An 18,368-nucleotide genomic window follows, 5' to 3' on the forward strand; every position below is an offset into this window, starting at 1 on the left:
ACATTGAGTGTTGTAACCCAACCGACATGTAGTGTTGCTTCAGGAAGTTTCACAATTACTAATTACAATGTAGCTAATACCTATAATGTGACTCCAACAACAGGAGTAACAATAGTTGGTAATACAGTAACAGCACCATCAGGAATTTACACAGTAAATGCTTCATCAGGTGCTTGTACTTCTCCAGCATCTGCACCAGCAGTTATTAATTTATTTAATAATACTTCTTGCGCAAGTATTGCATTAATCAAAACAGCACATCACGATGATTTTAATCATGATGGATTTGCCCAAGCAGGGGAGAATATTATTTATACATTTGTAATTACAAATACAGGTTTGGTTCCATTAACTAATATTACAATTAATGATCCATTACCAGGGGTCATTATGTCAGGTGGTCCAATTTCTTTAGGTGTAGGTGGAGTTGATTCAACTTCTTTCACAGGAGTTTATACAATAACTACACAAGATGTAATTAATGAAAGTGTAACTAATCAAGCTACAGTTTACGGAACTTCTCCAACAGGAGGTATTGTAAATGACTTGTCTGATAGTACTAGTATAACTGGAGATAATGGAACTGTATTGCCTATTAAAGCATGTAAAGTGGATGTTTTTAATGCTGTAACTCCAAATAATGACGGAAATAACGATTATTTGTTTATTAAAGGTTTAGATTGTTATACTGATAATTCAATTGAAATATACAATCGTTGGGGAGTAAAAGTATATGAAACTCAAGGTTATGATAATAGTATTAGAGTATTTAGAGGTTATTCTGAAGGCAGAGTTACAATAAACAAATCAGAGCCTTTGCCAAATGGAACTTACTATTATGTTCTAAAATATAAAGACTTTAATGGAAATGGTTTAACTAAAACGGGATTCCTTTATTTAACTCTATAAGATAATTATTAAAATATCTGAGTAGTTATAAAAAACTACTCAGATTAAAATAAACAATATGAAAACAAAATTTTTTATTTTCGCTTTAATGTTAGCGGGTTTGGTGAGTTATTCGCAACAAGATGCACAATACACGCAATACATGTACAACACTATTAACGTGAATCCTGCTTATGCAGGCTCCAGAGGAGTGATGAGTATTTTTGGATTGCATAGAAACCAATGGGTAGGCTTAGATGGAGCTCCAGTAACTAATACTGTCTCTATTAATACTCCCATAGAAAATACAAATTTAGGTATTGGTTTGTCTTTTATAAATGATCGACTAGGACCTACTGATGAGAATAATATTTCCATGGATTTATCCTATACAATTAAAATATCAGAAACGTATAAATTATCTTTTGGAGTTAAAGGTTCTGCTGATTTATTTAGTTTTGATTCAACAAAACTGAATATTTATAGCCCAGATAATTCATTACAAAGTTATACTAATAAATTTTCTCCAAATATTGGGGCCGGTGCTTATTTACATTCTGATAATTCTTATTTTGGTCTTTCTGTGCCTAATTTTTTTGAAACAAAACGCTATAGTGATAATGACTACGCTGTTTATAAAGAAAAAATGAATTTTTATTTAATTGGAGGTCACGTTTTTGATTTAAGTACTAATTTAAAATTTAAACCTGCATTTCTAGGAAAAATGGTACAAGGCGCACCTTTACAATTAGATGTTTCAGCAAATTTCTTATTTAATGATAAATTTGTTTTAGGAGCAGCTTGGAGATGGAGTGCAGCAGGAAGTTTAATGGCTGGATTTCAAGTTAATGATGGACTTTATATTGGTTATGGATATGATTTAGATTCAACCAAACTAGCACATTATAATTCAGGTTCACATGAAATATTTTTACGTTTTGAATTGTTTAAGAGACAAAGCAGGATAGTATCTCCAAGATTTTTCTAAATACAGTCAACATGATGAAATTAAATATTATTAAATTTTTTAAAAATAATAAAGTTGTGAGAAATTATAAAAAAATATCCTTAGTAATTGTGTGCATTGCTTCATTAAGCATGTTTTCACAAAAAGTAAAAGAAGCTAAAGCAGATAAGTCTTATGATAAGTTTGCTTATGTAGATGCTATAAAAACCTATGAACGTGTCGTTGCTAAAGGATACAAATCACAAGATTTATTACAAAAGCTTGGTAATGCATATTATTTTAAAGCAGATTTAGTTAAAGCAGCAAAATGGTATGGCGAATTATTTACTTTTAGCCAAAATATTGAGCCAGAGTATTACTATAGATATTCACAATCGCTTAAGGAAGTTAATGATTATGCTAAAGCAGATGATATGATGGCTAAGTTTAAGGAATTAAAAGGAACTGATTTAAGAGCTATATTGGCTATTAATCAAAAAGATTATTTAGCACGCATTAAGAAAAACTCAGGACGTTACAAGGTTGAAAATGCAGGAATAAATTCAAAATATTCTGATTTTGGAAGTGCTTTTTTAAATAACAAAATTGTTTTCGCTTCTGCCCGTGATACCGGTAGTTTTTCAAATAGACGTCACTCTTGGACTGGAGAAGGATTTACAAATTTATACAAAGCAGATATTATAGCTGAAGGTACTTTATATAAAGCAGAAAAATTTAGTTCGGATATTAACTCCAAAGTAAATGAGTCTTCACCAGTTTTTACTAAAGATGGCAAAACCGTTTATTTTACTAGAAATAATTTTATTAATGGTAAATTAGGGAAAGACACAGAAAAAACTACTTTACTTAAATTATATAAAGCAACTTTAGAGGGTGAAAAATGGACCAATATTAAAGAGATGCCTTTCAATAGTAATAATTATAGTGTTGCACATCCAGCTTTAAGTGCTGATGAGAGTACCTTATATTTTGCATCCGACATGCCAGGAACTTTAGGACAATCCGATTTATATAAAATTGCAATAAATTTGGATGGTTCTTTCGGGGCGCCAACGAATCTTGGGAATAAAATAAATACAGAAGGGAGAGAAACATTTCCAATGGTAACTTCAGATGGAGAATTGTATTTTGCATCCGATGGTCATCCAGGGCTTGGAGGTTTAGATATTTTTGTTTCCAAAATGGATAAAGAAGGCCATTTTGGTGAAGTAGTAAACGTTGGAGAACCAGTAAATAGTTCTTATGATGATTTTGCTTTTTTAATTAATGATAAAACTCGATATGGCTATTTTACGTCTAATAGATTAGGTGGAAAAGGTGGAGATGATATATATAAATTGAAAGAAACTCAAAAATTAATAACTAAATGTGAACAAAATTTATCTGGATTAGTTACTGATAAAGAAACAGGATTGCCTCTAGCAGATGCTAAAGTTACTTTGTTAGATGCGGATTTTAAAACTCTAAAAGAAGTAATGTCCGACAAAGACGGAAAATTTGATTTTGGATTAAAAGGGTGTAAAACTGTTTTTTATATTAAAGTTGAAAAACAAGAATTCGCTCCAACCCAAACAAAAGCTATAACAATTAAGGAGGATGAGTCAAGTTATGTTGAAATTCCGTTAGAAAAACCTGCCCAAATAATTAAGAAAGGCGATGATTTAATGAAAAAATTTAATATTACTTTAATACATTTTGATTTAGGAAAATACAATATTCGTCCTGATGCTGAAATAGAATTAGCGAAAATATTAGATGTTTTAGAACAATATCCTCAAATGGAAATTGATATTCGTTCTCATACGGATAGTCGTCAATCTGCAGAAAAAAACAGAATACTTTCTCAAAATAGAGCATCTTCAACTATGGAGTGGTTGATTAAAAAAGGAATTACTCAAAACAGATTAACTGCTAAAGGGTATGGAGAATCACAGTTACTTAATAAATGTGCAGATGGTGTAAAATGCTCAGAAGAAGAACATCAAGCCAATAGACGAAGTGAATTTATTGTTACTAAAATCTAAATCAAGATAGTTTTTTATAAATCCATTTTAAATAAAGCAGTTACAAGTAATTATTGTAACTGCTTTTTTATTTTATTTAAATGTTTTGTTGATTCAAGATGAATATTTATTAATTTTATAGCATCAATTTTGCTAAAAAAAATAAGAAATGTTTCAAACTAAAATAAGTGGGTTAGGTTATTTTGTTCCTGAAAATATTGTCACCAACGATGATCTTTCAAAAATCATGGATACTTCCGATGAATGGATTCAAGAACGAACGGGAATAAAAGAAAGGCGTCATATAATAAAAGGAGAAGACACCACAACTTCCATGGGAGTTAAAGCCGCTAAAATTGCTATAGAACGATCAGGGGTAGCAAATCAAGATATTGATTTTATAGTTTTTGCAACCATTTCACCAGATTACTATTTTCCGGGTCCAGGAGTTGCATTGCAACACGAACTTGGTTTGAAAACTGTGGGAGCTTTAGATATTAGAAATCAATGTTCCGGTTTTGTTTATGCTTTGTCAGTGGCAGATCAATTTATTAAAACGGGTATGTATAAAAACATACTTGTAGTGGCTTCCGAAGTGCAATCGTTAGGTTTAGATATGACTAATCGAGGTCGTGGAGTTTCTGTTATTTTTGGAGATGGAGCTGGAGCAGCCGTTTTAAGCAGAGAAGAAAATAGTACCAAAGGAATACTTTCTACCCATTTACATTCCGAGGGAGAACATGCCAAACAGTTGGCCGTTTTGGCTCCTGGTATGGGGGGGAGATGGATTACCGATATCTTAGCAGATAATAATCCAGAAGATGAAAGTTATTTTCCACACATGAACGGGCAATTTGTATTTAAAAATGCTGTAGTTCGATTTACTGAAGTTATTAACGAAGCTTTGCAAGCCAATAATCTGCAAGTTTCCGATATTGACATGTTAATTCCGCATCAGGCCAATTTAAGAATCTCTCAATTCATTCAGAAAAAATTTGGATTGGAAGATCACCAGGTATTTAATAATATTCAAAAATATGGTAATACCACAGCAGCATCTATTCCGATTGCTTTGACTGAAGCATGGGAATTAGGTAAAATCAAAGAAGGAGATACCATCGTTTTAGCCGCTTTTGGTAGTGGTTTCACTTGGGCAAGTGCCATTATAAAGTGGTAATTTTGTAATCCTAATTATTATTAAAACTCGAAAATTTTCTTTCGAGTTTTTTTTATACCTTTTTTGATTCGAAGGAAAGGTGCAGTTTTCCTAATAAAATTCTATCTTTGCATCTTTAAAAATCACTACAATGACTTTACAAGAAATCTTATCTCCAGCCATTTTTGAAGCAATTCAACAGCAATTCAGTACAACCATAGATAAAATTGAATTTCAGGCAACTAGGAAAGATTTTGAAGGAGATATTACCGTAGTAATTTTCCCTTTATTGAAAGTTATTAAAGGAAACCCTGTAGATATTGGAACTAAAATTGGAAACTTTTTAGTAGAAAATGTAAAAGAAGTAGAAAAATTCAATGTTGTTGCAGGATTTTTAAACATTGTAATTTCAGATAGTTATTATATTAATTTTTTCAATTCTATAAAAGACAACGCTACTTTTGGCTTTGTTTCTGCTTCCGCAAATGATACTCAAGTTGAAAAAAAGGCGGTTATGGTGGAATATTCTTCTCCAAATACTAATAAACCCTTGCACCTTGGGCATGTCCGAAATAATCTATTAGGTTATTCGGTTGCAGAAATCATAAAGGCTTCTGGTAAAAAAGTATATAAAACCCAAATCATCAACGACAGAGGAATTCATATTTGTAAGTCGATGTTGGCTTGGCAGAAATTTGGTGAAGGACAAACTCCTGAAAGTACGGGTTTGAAAGGAGATAAATTGGTTGGAAATTTCTACGTTCAATTTGATAAAGTTTATAAATCGGAAATTGCCACTCTAATGGCACAAGGAAAAACCGAAGATGAAGCAAAAAAACAGGCGCCAATTATCCTTGAAGCACAACAAATGCTTCTCGATTGGGAAGCCGGAAAACCAGAAGTTATGCAACTTTGGAAGACCATGAACCAATGGGTGTACGATGGTTTTGAACAAACGTATAAAAATTTAGGAGTTAATTTTGATTCCTATTATTACGAATCCAATACCTATTTATTAGGAAAAGAAGTAGTTCAATTAGGTTTGGAAAAAGGAATTTTTGAAAAAGATCCCGATGGTTCTGTTTGGATTGACTTAACGCCGGATGGTTTAGATAGAAAAATTGTTCTCCGTTCGGATGGAACTGCGGTTTACATGACGCAAGATATCGGAACCGCAATTCAACGTGTTAAAGATTTTCCGGATGTTGGTGGAATGGTTTACACGGTCGGTAACGAACAAGATTACCACTTTAAAGTATTGTTCTTAATTCTGAAAAAATTAGGTTTTGAATGGGCTGCCAATTTATATCATTTATCTTACGGAATGGTTGAATTGCCTACTGGAAAAATGAAATCCCGTGAAGGAACTGTGGTGGATGCTGATGATTTGATGGAAGAAATGACCACAACGGCAAAAACTATTTCTGAAGAATTAGGGAAATTAGAAGGTTATTCGGATGCCGAAAAAGCCAAATTATACAAAACAATCGGACTTGGAGCATTGAAATATTATATGCTAAAAGTAGATCCTAAAAAATCAATGATGTTCAATCCAGAGGAGTCCGTAGATTTTGCTGGAAATACAGGCCCATTCATTCAATATACTTACGCCAGAATTCAATCCATTTTGCGTAAAGCAGATTTTGATTTTAAATCTGTAATTTTTAACGCTATCGAAGAGACGTTGCATCCTAAAGAAAAAGAACTTTTAAAACAAGTTGCTCTTTTTCCAGAAATCATTCAAGATGCTGCTCGCAATCATAGTCCCGCTTTAGTTGCCAATTATACTTATGAATTAGTAAAAGAATACAATTCGTTTTACCAAACGGTTTCTATTCTTGGAGAAGAAAATCAAACTAAAAAAATATTCCGAGTGCAATTGTCTCAAAAAGTAGCCGACACTATAAAATTAGCATTTCAACTTTTAGGAATTGAAGTTCCTGAAAGAATGTAATAATAAATCTAAATTAGAAATTATTAATCTGTCATTTTTAAAGTTATAAAATATTCAATTTAATTGTGCTAAAAACAGTTGGCATTTATTAAATTTTGATTTTTAGTAGGTTATAAAAAAAATAGCAATACTTTTATAAAATTTTTTTTTACAAATTGTTTGCATATTATCCCAAATCTAATAAAAACCTAATCAATGAAAAACCTAAAATTAATTCCAATTTTACTTTGCATATTCATGCTAAATGTAGCTTCTATGTGTAGTTCAGATGATGACAATTCATCAACTAATGTGTCACAAACAGAAGTATTTAATACTGTTTCATCTGGAACTTGGCGAATTACACTTTATAACGATTCTGGCACAATAAAAACATCAAATTTTACAGGATATAACTTTACTTTTTCAGCAAGTGGTATTTTGACAGCAGCAAATGTTGCAAATACTTATTCTGGTACTTGGTCAATTTCAGATTCAAATAGTAATGATGATACAATAAATGATTTGAATTTCAATATTGCTTTTAGTACTCCAGCTATTTTTGTCGATTTGACAGATGATTGGCATATTCAATCTAGAACAGCTACTAAAGTTGAATTTATTGATGTAAGTGGGGGGAATGGTGGAACGGATTATTTAACTTTTGAAAAAAATTAAGTAACCTAAATTTTATATATTATTAAACCATTCGACATTCGAGTGGTTTTTTTTCTATATAATACTATCGTACTTCAAATTCAAATGCTTAAATTTGCATTTCATTTTTAGAAAACTCCAATAATTATGTTCAATAATTTAAGCGAAAAATTAGATAAAGCTTTCCATATACTAAAAGGACACGGAAAAATCACTGAAGTAAACGTTGCCGATACTCTAAAAGAGGTGCGTCGTGCTTTGTTGGATGCCGATGTTAACTTTAAAATTGCTAAAGATTTTACTACCAAAGTAAAAGAAAAAGCAATGGGACAAAACGTATTAACTACTTTAGAACCAGGACAATTATTGGTGAAATTGGTTAAAGACGAATTGACCGAATTAATGGGTGGAGATGCAGCAGGAATCAATCTTTCTGGAAATCCAACTGTGATTTTAATGTCGGGTTTACAAGGATCTGGTAAAACTACTTTCTCTGGGAAACTTGCTAATTATCTTAAAACAAAAAAGAACAAAAAACCACTTTTAGTCGCTTGTGATATCTACCGTCCTGCAGCAATCAATCAGTTGCACGTGGTTGGAGATCAAATAGGTGTAGAAGTATATTCAGAACCGGAAAATAAAAATCCTGTTGACATTTCACTTAAAGCAATTGCTTATGCTAAAGCAAATGGGTTTAATGTGGTGATTGTCGACACCGCTGGTCGTTTGGCTGTGGATGAAGAAATGATGACCGAAATTGCTAACGTTCATAAAGCAATTCAGCCTCAAGAAACTTTGTTTGTTGTAGATGCAATGACAGGTCAAGATGCGGTTAATACAGCAAAAGCCTTTAATGATCTTTTGAATTTTGACGGGGTTATTCTTACAAAATTAGATGGAGATACTCGTGGTGGAGCCGCTATTACTATTAAGTCCGTAGTAAACAAACCAATTAAGTTTGTTGGAACTGGTGAAAAAATGGACGCTATTGATGTGTTCTATCCTTCTCGTATGGCCGATCGTATCCTTGGAATGGGAGATGTTGTGTCTTTGGTAGAAAGAGCGCAAGAGCAATACGACGAAGAAGAAGCCAGAAAATTACAAAAGAAAATTGCGAAAAATGAATTCGGTTTTGATGATTTCTTGTCACAAATACAACAAATCAAAAAAATGGGAAGCATGAAAGATTTGATTGGAATGATTCCGGGTGCTGGAAAAGCAATGAAAGATGTTGAAATTGAAGACGATGCTTTCAAACACATTGAAGCCATCATCCATTCGATGACCCCAATAGAAAGAAGCAGACCTTCTTTAATTGACATAAAACGTAAAACTAGAATTGCAAAAGGTTCTGGTAGAAAAATAGAAGAAGTAAATCAATTGATGAAACAATTCGAACAGATGAGCAAAATGATGAAGATGATGCAAGGGCCAGGCGGGAAAAACATGATGCGCATGATGGGCGGAATGAAAGGCGGAATGCCACAAATGTAATGTAGAGACGTGATTTATCACGTCTTTTTTTTGAGTGGTAGTATGTTTTAAAAGAGGTAAAATGAAACAGATAAAAAAAATATTTTCAGTATTTACAATTCTCTTGTTTACAGCTTGTGGACAAGGGCAAATTAAGATACCAAACGATGCTATGGACAAGTTTGAGAAATTCAAAAACAAAGAAAAATTTGTCAAAGAGGAAAAACTCCATTATCCTGGAATTGGTAATGAAAAATTGAAACCAATTTTGACTAAAAAAATCAATTTAGTGGCAGAATATTTTGAAAAAGTTTCACAATTAAAAAACGCAACAGGCAAAGATTATCAGGATGCTATTAAGAAAGGATTGCAAAGTTTCTCTGATATTTATCTTGACATAGACACAGAAAATCGAGAGAGAATTTGTGGTTACTTTGAGGAGCTAATGGATATTGTGGGGCTTGAGAGTTCTGATGGGCAATTGAATAACTTTATGTATGGTTTTGACCCTACTGAAAAATAAAGAATTGAATTAAAAGCTCTATAATACTCTATAATAGATTTGACCAGTGGTTTTAATGGAAAGTAGGTTTTATTTGGGATGACGTGGCAAATCCGAAAATAGAACTTAATTTAGTTCCAAACCTGCTATAGCACCGAAACAACAACAACAACAACAACAACACACAAAATAACTACACAATGACAATTTTAGACGGAAAAAAAGTATCGGAAGATATCAAAAATGAAATTGCTGCCGAAGTCCAAAAAATGAAAGACAACGGTGAAAAAGTGCCACATCTTGCTGCAATAATTGTAGGAAGCGATGGTGCAAGTTTGACCTATGTTGGCAGTAAAGTTAAGGCCTGCGAACGAGTAGGATTCGAATCTACTTTGGTAAAAATGCCAAGTACTACATCGGAAACCGAATTGCTAAAAAAAATCAAAGAACTGAATCAAAACGACGACATTGATGGTTTTATAGTGCAATTACCGTTGCCAAAACAAATTGATACCCAACAAATAATTAACGCAATTGACCCAAGCAAGGACGTGGATGGTTTCCACCCGGAGAATTTTGGTAAAATGGCGTTAGACATGAGTACCTTTATTCCTGCAACACCATTTGGAATTTTGGAATTACTAGAGCGTTACAATGTTCCAACCGATGGAAAGCATACCGTAATTATCGGAAGGAGTCATATTGTAGGAAGACCAATGAGTATCTTGATGGGAAGAAACCAGTTCCCTGGGAATTCTACCGTTACTTTAACCCACAGCCATACCAAAAACATCAACCAAATCACTTCGCAAGCAGATATTATCATCACGGCACTAGGGGTTCCGAATTATCTTAAAGCCGAAATGGTAAAAGATGACGTAGTGGTTATTGACGTTGGTATTACTCGTGTTGCCGATGAAACTTCCGAAAAAGGATATAAAATTGTTGGAGACGTTGATTTTGAAAATGTATCTAAAAAAGCATCTTTTATTACCCCAGTACCAGGTGGAGTAGGACCAATGACAATTGCTATGTTGTTGAAAAATACGCTTTTAGCAAGAGAACAAAAAAAGGCCAAAAAATAAAATGACTTTTTCTGTTGCAACTAATTCCCAACTTGAAATTATTCAAGATTTAGCCAAAGCAATTTGGCCAGATGCCTATGGCGCAATCCTATCGCAAGAGCAATTGGAGTTCATGATGGATATGATGTACAGTTTGGATTCTTTAGAAAATCAACTAAAAAATAACATCGTTTTTTTGTTAGCAAAAGAGGAAAATGATTTTATTGGATTTGCATCCTATGAGCTTAATTTTCAGAAATCTAACAAAACTAAGATTCATAAATTATATGTTTTGCCAACCATTCAAGGCAAAGGAGTTGGGAAAAATTTGATTTTTCATATCCAAGAAATTGCAAAGAAAAATTCCAATGCAGCATTAATTCTTAATGTAAATAAATACAATAAAGCCAAAGATTTTTATTTGCATAACCAATTTAAAATTGCCGATTCCCTCGTGGTAGATATTGGAAATGGTTATGTAATGGATGATTTTGTTATGGTGAAAAAGATTTAAAAAATTATCCCAAGATTCGCTTCTTGGGTTAATTTTTTCAAAATAAAATTTAAAACTATGCACTTTCAGTGCCTTTCGATTAAGCTTCTAATTTTTTTGCCACAGATTCACAGATTTCTAAATCATTTCTAATCTGTGAATCTGTGGCTAATTTTTAAGGCTAATATATTTGGATGCGATTTCCTTATACATTTTATAACATCCTCTAAAAGTTAAAAGATGCAAAATAATTATCCCAACTTTTGAGAAAATACTCAAGGAAAATCCAAATTCATCTTTTTGCGGAACTACAAAGAAAAGGTAACTATAATATAGTGCCGAAATCAATAGTAGTGCTGCAGTCGCGATAATAAACTTAGGTTTGTTTTTGCTAAAACCAATAGTTGTATAAACCAAAATTACAACTAAAAGAATGTTTCCTACTTTTTGGAAGGTATCTTCTGCTGAATAAAAGCGACCCAAAGCAGCCAGAATAGTGAGGATTAAAAACAATAATGCAGGCAGAAAATGCAGCGCATTATTAAAATAATTAGAATCTACTTTGTTGAAAATTGTAATGTTTTCAGCAATTTCGGCATCACTAAAACCATCTCTTTTTAAATACTTCATTACATCCTTTTTGGAATAATTGTATTTAAGGTATCTTTCAATTTCTATTTTGATGTCATTTTCCGCTGCCATAATTTTTTATCTATTTCTAAAATCTCTTCGAGGTTGTATCGAAATTTTAGGAGTTACTTTCGGGAAACTTGCTTCTTCTGTTTTGCTTGAGGGCTCTATTAATTGGTTGAGTTCGGTTACTTCCTCCTCCGTTAAATTGCGGTACCTTCCAAGCGGAACATCCAATGTAATGTTGATAATTCGAGTTCTTTTTAAGGCAGTAACTTCATAATCGAGATGCTCACACATTCTTCGAATTTGTCGGTTCAATCCTTGAGTTAACACAATTCGAAAGACATATTTGCTAATCTGCTCCACTTTGCATTTTCGGGTAATAGTTTCCAAAATTGGAATTCCATTCGCCATTCTATCTATAAATCGATCGGTAATTGGTCTGTTTACAGTTACTATATATTCTTTCTCGTGGTTGTTTCTAGCACGTAGGATTTTATTTACAATATCGCCATCGTTGGTCATGAAAATCAATCCCTCACTGGCTTTATCCAATCTTCCAATCGGAAAAATACGTTCTGGATAATTGATGTAATCAACTATATTGTCTCTTACATCCAAGTTGGTAGTACATTCAATTCCAGCAGGTTTATTAAAAGCAAGATAAATTCGTTTTTGTCTGTTTTCTCTTACTAATTTCCCATCCACACGAACTTCATCATCGGGAGTGATTTTAGTACCCATTTCTGGAACGACTCCATTAATGGTAACTTTCCCTTGTTCTATTAGTTTATCGGCTTCCCTGCGGGAGCAAAAGCCAGTTTCCGATAAAAATTTATTAATTCGTGTAAGATTTTCTTCCATTTGACAAAAGTAATCAATTTGAAAAGGAGATAATTTGAAATTATAAAAATCTTTGCAACTAATTAGTGTATTTTAGATTTAAGAATCTATAAAATCGACTATAGTTTGGTACAAATCGGCATCGTGCATGCTGTGCCCAAGTCCTTTAGTTTCTATAAATTTTGCAGTTTTCCAAGCAGAGGCAATTTTAGTTCCTTCTTTCAATAACACCACTAAATCCTCTTGATCGTGAGCAATAATTCCGGAAATAGTAGTTTCTTCTAAGAATTTGGAAGCAGAAAAATCTTCAATTACAATCTTAAATCTACTTTGAACATAATTTTTGAATTGCTCTTGCACCTTTTTATTCAAACTTAGCAACCTAAAATAATTCTCCATGATGATTTTAAAATCACTCGGAGCACCAAGCAAAACCATCTTTTCTAGTTGGTGCGGATAATGATTTTGATAATAGGCCAAAGCATTGCCGCCTATAGAATGACCGATTGCTATTTTAGGATGGTATTTTTGCACCACTTCGTTAATAAATTCCGAATAGATAAGAACATTAAATTCTTTATCCGTATTAAATCCGTGCGCTGGAGCATCTATTGCTATAATTGTTTTTCCTGTTTTCTTCAAATAAGGAAGAATTTTTTTCCATCTGGAAGCATTGCTTTCCCAACCATGAACCAATAAAATAACCTCTTCATTTCCTTCCCAATGGTAGGTGTGAAATTCTTGCTCGTTTAATCTGTGTTTTTGGTGAATTGCTTTTTGTAATGTTTTCGGAATTCTATCCTGCTTGATTTTCCCTTTTCTAGGTTCACTAAAAAGTTTATAGGCTAACGTCAACGATTGTTTAGGTGCTATATAACTTAACAAGTTAATATAACTCCCAATGCTTTTTGCAACAATTTTTTGAATAGTTTTTTCCATAAAAAAATCCCGATTTAATCGGGATTTAAGATATTACATTTTTGCGAATAATTTATCCATTTTTTCTCTTTCTTCATCTGCCAAAGCAGCATCTACTAAAATTCTTCCAGAATGCTCATCGGTGATGATTTTTTTTCTGGCAGCAATTTCAACTTGTGTTTGCGGAGGAATAGTAAAGAAAGAACCTGCAGATGCACCTCTTTCGATAGAAACAACTGCTAAACCATTTCTTACACTAGAACGAATTCTTTTGTAAGCGGCCAACAATCTTTCTTCTATAGAACCTTCAAATTCAGCAGATTTTTGAGTTAAAAAACTTTCTTCTTTCTCAGTTTCTGACATAATATCGCTTAATTCCGCTTTTTTATGTTTTAAGTGGGTAGTTTTTTGTTCTAATTTATCTTTAGAATTTGCAACTACTTCTTTTTTGTGTTCTGTAGAAGCCTTAAGTTCTTTAATTTGCTTTTCAGCCAATTGAATTTCTAATTCTTGAAATTCAACTTCTTTAGTTAAAGCATTGAATTCTCTATTGTTACGAACGTCTTTTTGTTGTTCGGCATATTTTTTTATTGCCAAATGATGGTTATCAATTGCCACTTTTTTAGATTTGATGCTATCTTCAATAGAAACCAAGTCAGATTGTAATTTCTCTAAACGAGTAGTTAAACCCGCTACTTCATCTTCAAGATCTTCCACTTCTAAAGGCAATTCCCCTCTTACGTTTCTAATTTCGTCAATTCTAGTGTCGATAATTTGTAAATCGTAAAGCGCTCTTAATTTTTCTTCAACGCTTAATTCTTTTGTAGTAGCCATTTTCTATAAGTACTTAACTGGATTAGTATTTTCTTCCGATAAAACGAATGCAAAATTAGTAATTTTTTCTTTAAGATAGTCAACAATATAATTTTTTGTATACCTTTCGCTCTCAAAATGTCCAATATCGGCTAAAACTATCTGATTTTCAGACTCGTAAAAGTTGTGGTATTTCAAATCGGCGGTTAAAAAAACATCGGCTCCAGCCTGAATTGCGTTTTTTATGGCAAAACTTCCAGAACCTCCAAGAACGGCAACCTTTTTTATCGATTTTCCTAACAAAGAAGAATGTCTAATTCCTCCACATTGCATTTTGGTTTTTACTAATTGCAAAAATTCCACTTCGGATAGTGGCTTCTCTAATTCGCCGATCATTCCTAGACCTATATTTTGATGCAAATTTTGCAAATCATAAATTTCATAAGCAACTTCTTCGTAAACATGATTTTTTAATAACGCTTTCAGAATTTTACTTTGCAAATGTTTTTCAAAAGTTACTTCAATTTTTATTTCTTGTGCTTCGACAAATTCATAACGTTCTCCAATTTCAGGATTGCTGTTTTCGTTTCCCATATACGTTCCAATTCCTTGCGAAGTAAAACTGCAATCATCATAATTGCCAATTTTCCCTGCACCTGCATCAAATAACGCATTGCGAACTTGCTCCACATTTTCGGGTATAGTATAAGTTACCAACTTCTGAATAAAATTAGGCTTCGGAACCAATATTTTAGTATTTATCAAACCTAAAGCATCACAAAAAATCTTGTTCACTCCGTTTTTATGATTGTCTAAAGCCGTATGCACAGCATAAATAGCAATATCATTTTTGATGGCTTTTAGTAACGAACGTTCCACATAATTTTTTCCAGTAATTTTCTTAATTCCAGAAAATAAAATAGGGTGGAAGCAAACCACAAGATTACACTTTTTAGCAATTGCTTCCTCAATTACGCTCTCCAAAGCATCATGGCAAACTAAAACTCCAGTGGCCTCCTCGTCTTGATTTCCTACTAATAATCCTACGTTGTCAAAATCCTCGGCATACGCCAAAGGTGCCATTTCTTCAAGGACCGTAATTATTTCTTTTATCTTCATAGAATTCTGATTATTTCTTTATTTTTCCAAAACCCAAAACCCAAAACCCAAAATTAATCAAGTTGCCCATTCGTTTAATAATTCCTTAATAACCCATGTGCTATTTATATTTTCCAATAATAAAAAACAACCATTATTGTGTTCAATATTTCTATAAAAAGCCACTTTTACCAAGCAATATTTCACTCCAAAATACATTGGCTTACTCACAATCATTAAACGTTGGTTGTTTTCATTGGCTTTTATGGATATTTTTTGATACTCTTCTAAAGATAAACAATTATTTACTTTACTTTTAAGATATTGATTTTGATTATTGAAAATGACACCCATTTCTTTCACCCAATCTTCGGTAACTAATGTATTTACTTGCTTTTTTATTTCTAATGAATTCTTTTTTAATAGGTCATTTTTTTTAATAACTTCAAAAGTTTCTTCATTATTAGGTGCTTTCAGACAATAGAAATTCAAATATTGCATTCTGTTTTTTACAATAACTTTTTCATTTTGATAGTATTTACTCAACAAAATTTTAAGTATAGCAGCATCTTGGTTTTCTTGTGCAAACCCAAATTGAAAGCAAAATACAAAGGCAATAAAAAGTTTAAAAGTCAATTTCATTTCTATTTTTTTTCCATTCCAAAGATAAAAAATGTTATATTAGTAGAGGAATTATTTTAAAGAAAATAAAATAGGCCGATTTTTGTATCTTTGTAATTCAAAATTGCCATATTATGACGACGTTTACTATAAAAATTAACAAGCGAACTAAAGCCGGAAAAGCATTTATGGCTATGTCCGAAACTTTTTTTAAAGGGGTTGAAGGAATTGAAATTATTGAAAATAAGTCAGTAATAACTAAGGAAGATCCTATTTATAGTAAGGAGTTTATTGCAAAAGTAAAAAAGGCGGAAGCAGAAATTAAAAAAGGTAATACAATACGACTTAATCCTAACGATATATGGGGAAGTATTTTGTAGAATTTGATTTGGTTGCTCGTAATGACCTAAGAGCGCATTATAAATCGGGTAACAAAGCAACTATAAAAAAAATCGAAAAAATTCTTTTGGAACTTACCGAGAATCCCTACCAAGGAGAAGGGCAGCCAGAAGAATTAAAACATAATTTTAAAGGATATTGGTCGAGACGAATCAATAAAAAAGACCGAATAATTTATAGAGTTCATGAAGATATTGTGACTGTTTACGTTATTTCGGCAATGGGTCATTATTCGGATAAATAGCGTTTCAATAGTTTTAAAGAAAATAAAATAGCCCGATTTTCGTATATTTGTAATTCAAAATTGCCATATTATGACCACATTTACTATAAAAATTAACAAGCAAACTAAAGCCGGAAAAGCATTTATGGCTATGTCCGAAACTTTTTTTAAAGGGGTTGAAGGAATTGAAATTATTCAAAATGTTTCGGAAAAAAAATCTGAAATGAAAGAAATTCAGTACAATCCAGAATTTGTTACTATGGTTTTAGAATCGGCTAAGAGTAAAAACAGAACTACTGTAAACTCCAAAGACTTATGGCAAAGTATATAATTGAGTTAACCGACTTGGCCAAAGAACAACTTCAAAAACATAAAAAATCGGGTAATAAATCCAATTTGAATAAAATTTCAAAAATATTTGAAGATTTAGAAAACCATCCTTTTACAGGAATTGGAAATCCGGAACAATTAAAATACAGTTTATCTGGCTTTTGGTCCAGAAAAATAAATCAAAAGGACAGAATAATTTACTCTGTAAATGACACATTAGTTTTGGTAGAGGTTATTTCGGCAATGGGTCATTATTCGGATAAATAGCGTATGAATTTCCTTCGAAAAATACTTTTTCCATTTTCCATTTTATATGGATGTATTACCTCTTTCAGAAACTTCCTTTTTGATAAAGGGATTTTGCAATCCTATTCTTTTGAAGTTCCAATCATTGCCGTTGGAAATTTAAGTGTTGGCGGCACTGGGAAAACGCCGCAAATAGAATATTTAATTCGTTTGCTTGCGCCAAATTATAAAATCGCAACTTTAAGTAGAGGTTACAAACGAAAATCAGAAGGTTTTGTTTTAGCAGATGCCAATTCTACTGCTGAGATTCTTGGCGATGAGCCTTTTCAGATCCATCAAAAGTTTCCTCAAATAAAGGTTGCTGTGGATGCCGACAGAAAAAATGGAATTGAAAAATTACTATCAATAAAAGATAAACCAGAAGTTATTTTATTGGACGATGCGTTCCAACACCGACGCGTAAAAGCAGGATTTTATATTTTGCTTTCTGCTTATGGTGATTTGTTTTGCGATGATTTCCTGCTTCCAACAGGCAATCTTCGCGAAAGCAGAAAAGGAGCAAAACGTGCCGATGTGATAATTATCACCAAATGTCCGAAAGATTTATCGGAGATTGCACAACAAAATATTAAGAATAAAATAGGGTTGGAGGTTCCAATTTATTTTAGTTATATTGATTACGATGACTTGGTTTATAATTCAAAGGAAAGTAAAAAAGTTAGCGAAATTAAATTGTTAAACAAATTGGTAATTGCTGGAATAGCAAAGCCAGAGCCATTTTTTGCTTATTTAGAAGTTTCCAAAGACGATTGTTTGGTGTACCCTGATCATCATTTTTTTACAGAAAAAGATTTAAATCAAATAGAAAACAAAGCCAATAATAAGGTAATTATTACGACCGAAAAAGACTTCGTTCGTTTGATGCAGCATCCTTGGAAAAAGCCAATTTATTATTTGCCAATAAAAAGTAGTTTTATTTTAAACAGAGAAGAATTAAATAATAAAATTTTAAACAATATTTAAACAATCTTATTTATTAAAAAAACACCCTTTTAATATTTTATTTAATCATAAAATTACTTAGTGTATTTTATAAAATCTAATTAAT

The 18,368-nt window shown here is 32.2% G+C and carries 21 protein-coding genes; 15 read left to right on the forward strand and 6 right to left on the reverse strand.

Features of this window, described 5'->3' with window-relative positions:
• From ACIQ2J_RS11130 to ACIQ2J_RS11175, 10 genes are all read left to right on the forward strand, one after another.
• Positions 1–909 (forward strand): gliding motility-associated C-terminal domain-containing protein (locus tag ACIQ2J_RS11130; protein ID WP_396169728.1); only part of this gene is annotated, 909 nt, incomplete at its 5' end.
• A 58-nt stretch (positions 910–967) separates the two neighbouring features.
• On the forward strand, positions 968–1,876 hold the full coding sequence (locus tag ACIQ2J_RS11135) for a type IX secretion system membrane protein PorP/SprF (RefSeq protein WP_396169730.1): 909 nt from the start codon (positions 968–970) through the stop codon (positions 1,874–1,876).
• Between the two features lie 56 nt (positions 1,877–1,932).
• Positions 1,933–3,879 (forward strand): OmpA family protein, encoded by a 1,947-nt coding sequence (locus ACIQ2J_RS11140; protein WP_396169733.1) that lies wholly within the window; start codon positions 1,933–1,935, stop codon positions 3,877–3,879.
• A 148-nt stretch (positions 3,880–4,027) separates the two neighbouring features.
• Entirely contained in the window at positions 4,028–5,035 is a 1,008-nt protein-coding gene (locus ACIQ2J_RS11145; RefSeq protein ID WP_396169735.1) for a 3-oxoacyl-ACP synthase III family protein, read from the forward strand.
• Positions 5,036–5,165: 130 nt separating this feature from the next.
• Positions 5,166–6,968, forward strand: a complete 1,803-nt coding sequence (argS, locus tag ACIQ2J_RS11150; RefSeq protein WP_396169737.1) for an arginine--tRNA ligase — start codon at positions 5,166–5,168, stop codon at positions 6,966–6,968.
• Between the two features lie 195 nt (positions 6,969–7,163).
• Positions 7,164–7,625, forward strand: a complete 462-nt coding sequence (locus tag ACIQ2J_RS11155) for a hypothetical protein (protein WP_396169739.1) — start codon at positions 7,164–7,166, stop codon at positions 7,623–7,625.
• A 126-nt stretch (positions 7,626–7,751) separates the two neighbouring features.
• Complete coding sequence (ffh, locus tag ACIQ2J_RS11160) at positions 7,752–9,098, forward strand: signal recognition particle protein (protein ID WP_396169741.1); 1,347 nt, start codon at positions 7,752–7,754, stop codon at positions 9,096–9,098.
• Positions 9,099–9,159: 61 nt separating this feature from the next.
• A complete protein-coding gene (locus tag ACIQ2J_RS11165) occupies positions 9,160–9,600 on the forward strand; it encodes a DUF4844 domain-containing protein (RefSeq protein WP_396169744.1) in 441 nt (146 codons plus the stop codon).
• A 179-nt stretch (positions 9,601–9,779) separates the two neighbouring features.
• Positions 9,780–10,664, forward strand: coding sequence for a bifunctional 5,10-methylenetetrahydrofolate dehydrogenase/5,10-methenyltetrahydrofolate cyclohydrolase (locus tag ACIQ2J_RS11170; RefSeq protein ID WP_396169746.1), 885 nt, complete (start codon positions 9,780–9,782; stop codon positions 10,662–10,664).
• A gap of 1 nt (position 10,665) precedes the next feature.
• Positions 10,666–11,157: a GNAT family N-acetyltransferase gene (locus tag ACIQ2J_RS11175; protein ID WP_396169748.1), complete on the forward strand. Its 492-nt coding sequence runs from the start codon at positions 10,666–10,668 to the stop codon at positions 11,155–11,157.
• 147 nt (positions 11,158–11,304) lie between these two features.
• Here ACIQ2J_RS11175 and ACIQ2J_RS11180 read toward each other — a convergent pair whose 3' ends face one another.
• The 6 genes from ACIQ2J_RS11180 to ACIQ2J_RS11205 all read right to left on the reverse strand — a co-directional run bounded on the left by ACIQ2J_RS11180 (position 11,305) and on the right by ACIQ2J_RS11205 (position 16,083).
• Positions 11,305–11,838 carry a hypothetical protein gene (locus tag ACIQ2J_RS11180; RefSeq protein WP_396169750.1) on the reverse strand — a complete coding sequence of 178 codons (534 nt, stop codon included), beginning with the start codon at positions 11,836–11,838 and terminating at the stop codon, positions 11,305–11,307.
• A 6-nt stretch (positions 11,839–11,844) separates the two neighbouring features.
• Complete coding sequence (rluF, locus tag ACIQ2J_RS11185) at positions 11,845–12,633, reverse strand: 23S rRNA pseudouridine(2604) synthase RluF (RefSeq protein ID WP_396169752.1); 789 nt, start codon at positions 12,631–12,633, stop codon at positions 11,845–11,847.
• 78 nt (positions 12,634–12,711) lie between these two features.
• The gene (locus ACIQ2J_RS11190) at positions 12,712–13,551 is read right to left on the reverse strand and encodes an alpha/beta fold hydrolase (RefSeq protein ID WP_396169754.1); all 840 of its coding nucleotides are present in this window, start codon (positions 13,549–13,551) and stop codon (positions 12,712–12,714) included.
• 33 nt (positions 13,552–13,584) lie between these two features.
• Complete coding sequence (locus ACIQ2J_RS11195) at positions 13,585–14,364, reverse strand: zinc ribbon domain-containing protein (RefSeq protein WP_396169756.1); 780 nt, start codon at positions 14,362–14,364, stop codon at positions 13,585–13,587.
• Between the two features lie 3 nt (positions 14,365–14,367).
• Positions 14,368–15,462, reverse strand: a complete 1,095-nt coding sequence (locus ACIQ2J_RS11200) for a Nif3-like dinuclear metal center hexameric protein (protein ID WP_396169758.1) — start codon at positions 15,460–15,462, stop codon at positions 14,368–14,370.
• Positions 15,463–15,519: 57 nt separating this feature from the next.
• Positions 15,520–16,083: a hypothetical protein gene (locus ACIQ2J_RS11205; RefSeq protein ID WP_396169761.1), complete on the reverse strand. Its 564-nt coding sequence runs from the start codon at positions 16,081–16,083 to the stop codon at positions 15,520–15,522.
• 113 nt (positions 16,084–16,196) lie between these two features.
• On the opposite strand from ACIQ2J_RS11205, the gene ACIQ2J_RS11210 reads away from it, so the two are divergent.
• The 5 genes from ACIQ2J_RS11210 to lpxK all read left to right on the forward strand — a co-directional run bounded on the left by ACIQ2J_RS11210 (position 16,197) and on the right by lpxK (position 18,283).
• Positions 16,197–16,442 (forward strand): DUF2683 family protein, encoded by a 246-nt coding sequence (locus ACIQ2J_RS11210; protein ID WP_396169763.1) that lies wholly within the window; start codon positions 16,197–16,199, stop codon positions 16,440–16,442.
• Complete coding sequence (locus tag ACIQ2J_RS11215) at positions 16,424–16,705, forward strand: Txe/YoeB family addiction module toxin (RefSeq protein WP_396169765.1); 282 nt, start codon at positions 16,424–16,426, stop codon at positions 16,703–16,705. The genes ACIQ2J_RS11210 and ACIQ2J_RS11215 overlap by 19 nt, the downstream gene beginning before the upstream one ends.
• Positions 16,706–16,775: 70 nt before the next feature.
• Complete coding sequence (locus tag ACIQ2J_RS11220; protein ID WP_396169767.1) at positions 16,776–17,015, forward strand: DUF2683 family protein; 240 nt, start codon at positions 16,776–16,778, stop codon at positions 17,013–17,015.
• Complete coding sequence (locus ACIQ2J_RS11225) at positions 17,000–17,281, forward strand: Txe/YoeB family addiction module toxin (protein WP_396169769.1); 282 nt, start codon at positions 17,000–17,002, stop codon at positions 17,279–17,281. Before ACIQ2J_RS11220 ends, ACIQ2J_RS11225 begins: the two co-directional genes overlap by 16 nt.
• A gap of 3 nt (positions 17,282–17,284) precedes the next feature.
• Positions 17,285–18,283 (forward strand): tetraacyldisaccharide 4'-kinase, encoded by a 999-nt coding sequence (gene lpxK, locus ACIQ2J_RS11230; protein WP_396169771.1) that lies wholly within the window; start codon positions 17,285–17,287, stop codon positions 18,281–18,283.
• The last annotated feature ends 85 nt before the right edge of the window (positions 18,284–18,368 follow it).

Origin of the sequence: Flavobacterium sp., assembly GCF_044357305.1 — a bacterium.
Classification (GTDB): Bacteria; Bacteroidota; Bacteroidia; order Flavobacteriales; family Flavobacteriaceae; genus Flavobacterium.

What these genes read in the sequence shown, in the direction of transcription:
- ACIQ2J_RS11135 (WP_396169730.1), top strand. Translation starts at nt 968, where the DNA reads ATGAAAACAAAATTTTTTATTTTCGCTTTAATGTTAGCGGGTTTGGTG.
- ACIQ2J_RS11145 (WP_396169735.1), top strand. Translation starts at nt 4,028, where the DNA reads ATGTTTCAAACTAAAATAAGTGGGTTAGGTTATTTTGTTCCTGAAAAT.
- argS (WP_396169737.1), top strand. Translation starts at nt 5,166, where the DNA reads ATGACTTTACAAGAAATCTTATCTCCAGCCATTTTTGAAGCAATTCAA.
- ACIQ2J_RS11155 (WP_396169739.1), top strand. Translation starts at nt 7,164, where the DNA reads ATGAAAAACCTAAAATTAATTCCAATTTTACTTTGCATATTCATGCTA.
- ffh (WP_396169741.1), top strand. Translation starts at nt 7,752, where the DNA reads ATGTTCAATAATTTAAGCGAAAAATTAGATAAAGCTTTCCATATACTA.
- ACIQ2J_RS11165 (WP_396169744.1), top strand. Translation starts at nt 9,160, where the DNA reads ATGAAACAGATAAAAAAAATATTTTCAGTATTTACAATTCTCTTGTTT.
- ACIQ2J_RS11170 (WP_396169746.1), top strand. Translation starts at nt 9,780, where the DNA reads ATGACAATTTTAGACGGAAAAAAAGTATCGGAAGATATCAAAAATGAA.
- ACIQ2J_RS11175 (WP_396169748.1), top strand. Translation starts at nt 10,666, where the DNA reads ATGACTTTTTCTGTTGCAACTAATTCCCAACTTGAAATTATTCAAGAT.
- ACIQ2J_RS11180 (WP_396169750.1), bottom strand. Translation starts at nt 11,838, where the DNA reads ATGGCAGCGGAAAATGACATCAAAATAGAAATTGAAAGATACCTTAAA.
- rluF (WP_396169752.1), bottom strand. Translation starts at nt 12,633, where the DNA reads ATGGAAGAAAATCTTACACGAATTAATAAATTTTTATCGGAAACTGGC.
- ACIQ2J_RS11190 (WP_396169754.1), bottom strand. Translation starts at nt 13,551, where the DNA reads ATGGAAAAAACTATTCAAAAAATTGTTGCAAAAAGCATTGGGAGTTAT.
- ACIQ2J_RS11195 (WP_396169756.1), bottom strand. Translation starts at nt 14,364, where the DNA reads ATGGCTACTACAAAAGAATTAAGCGTTGAAGAAAAATTAAGAGCGCTT.
- ACIQ2J_RS11200 (WP_396169758.1), bottom strand. Translation starts at nt 15,462, where the DNA reads ATGAAGATAAAAGAAATAATTACGGTCCTTGAAGAAATGGCACCTTTG.
- ACIQ2J_RS11205 (WP_396169761.1), bottom strand. Translation starts at nt 16,083, where the DNA reads ATGAAATTGACTTTTAAACTTTTTATTGCCTTTGTATTTTGCTTTCAA.
- ACIQ2J_RS11210 (WP_396169763.1), top strand. Translation starts at nt 16,197, where the DNA reads ATGACGACGTTTACTATAAAAATTAACAAGCGAACTAAAGCCGGAAAA.
- ACIQ2J_RS11215 (WP_396169765.1), top strand. Translation starts at nt 16,424, where the DNA reads ATGGGGAAGTATTTTGTAGAATTTGATTTGGTTGCTCGTAATGACCTA.
- ACIQ2J_RS11220 (WP_396169767.1), top strand. Translation starts at nt 16,776, where the DNA reads ATGACCACATTTACTATAAAAATTAACAAGCAAACTAAAGCCGGAAAA.
- ACIQ2J_RS11225 (WP_396169769.1), top strand. Translation starts at nt 17,000, where the DNA reads ATGGCAAAGTATATAATTGAGTTAACCGACTTGGCCAAAGAACAACTT.
- lpxK (WP_396169771.1), top strand. Translation starts at nt 17,285, where the DNA reads ATGAATTTCCTTCGAAAAATACTTTTTCCATTTTCCATTTTATATGGA.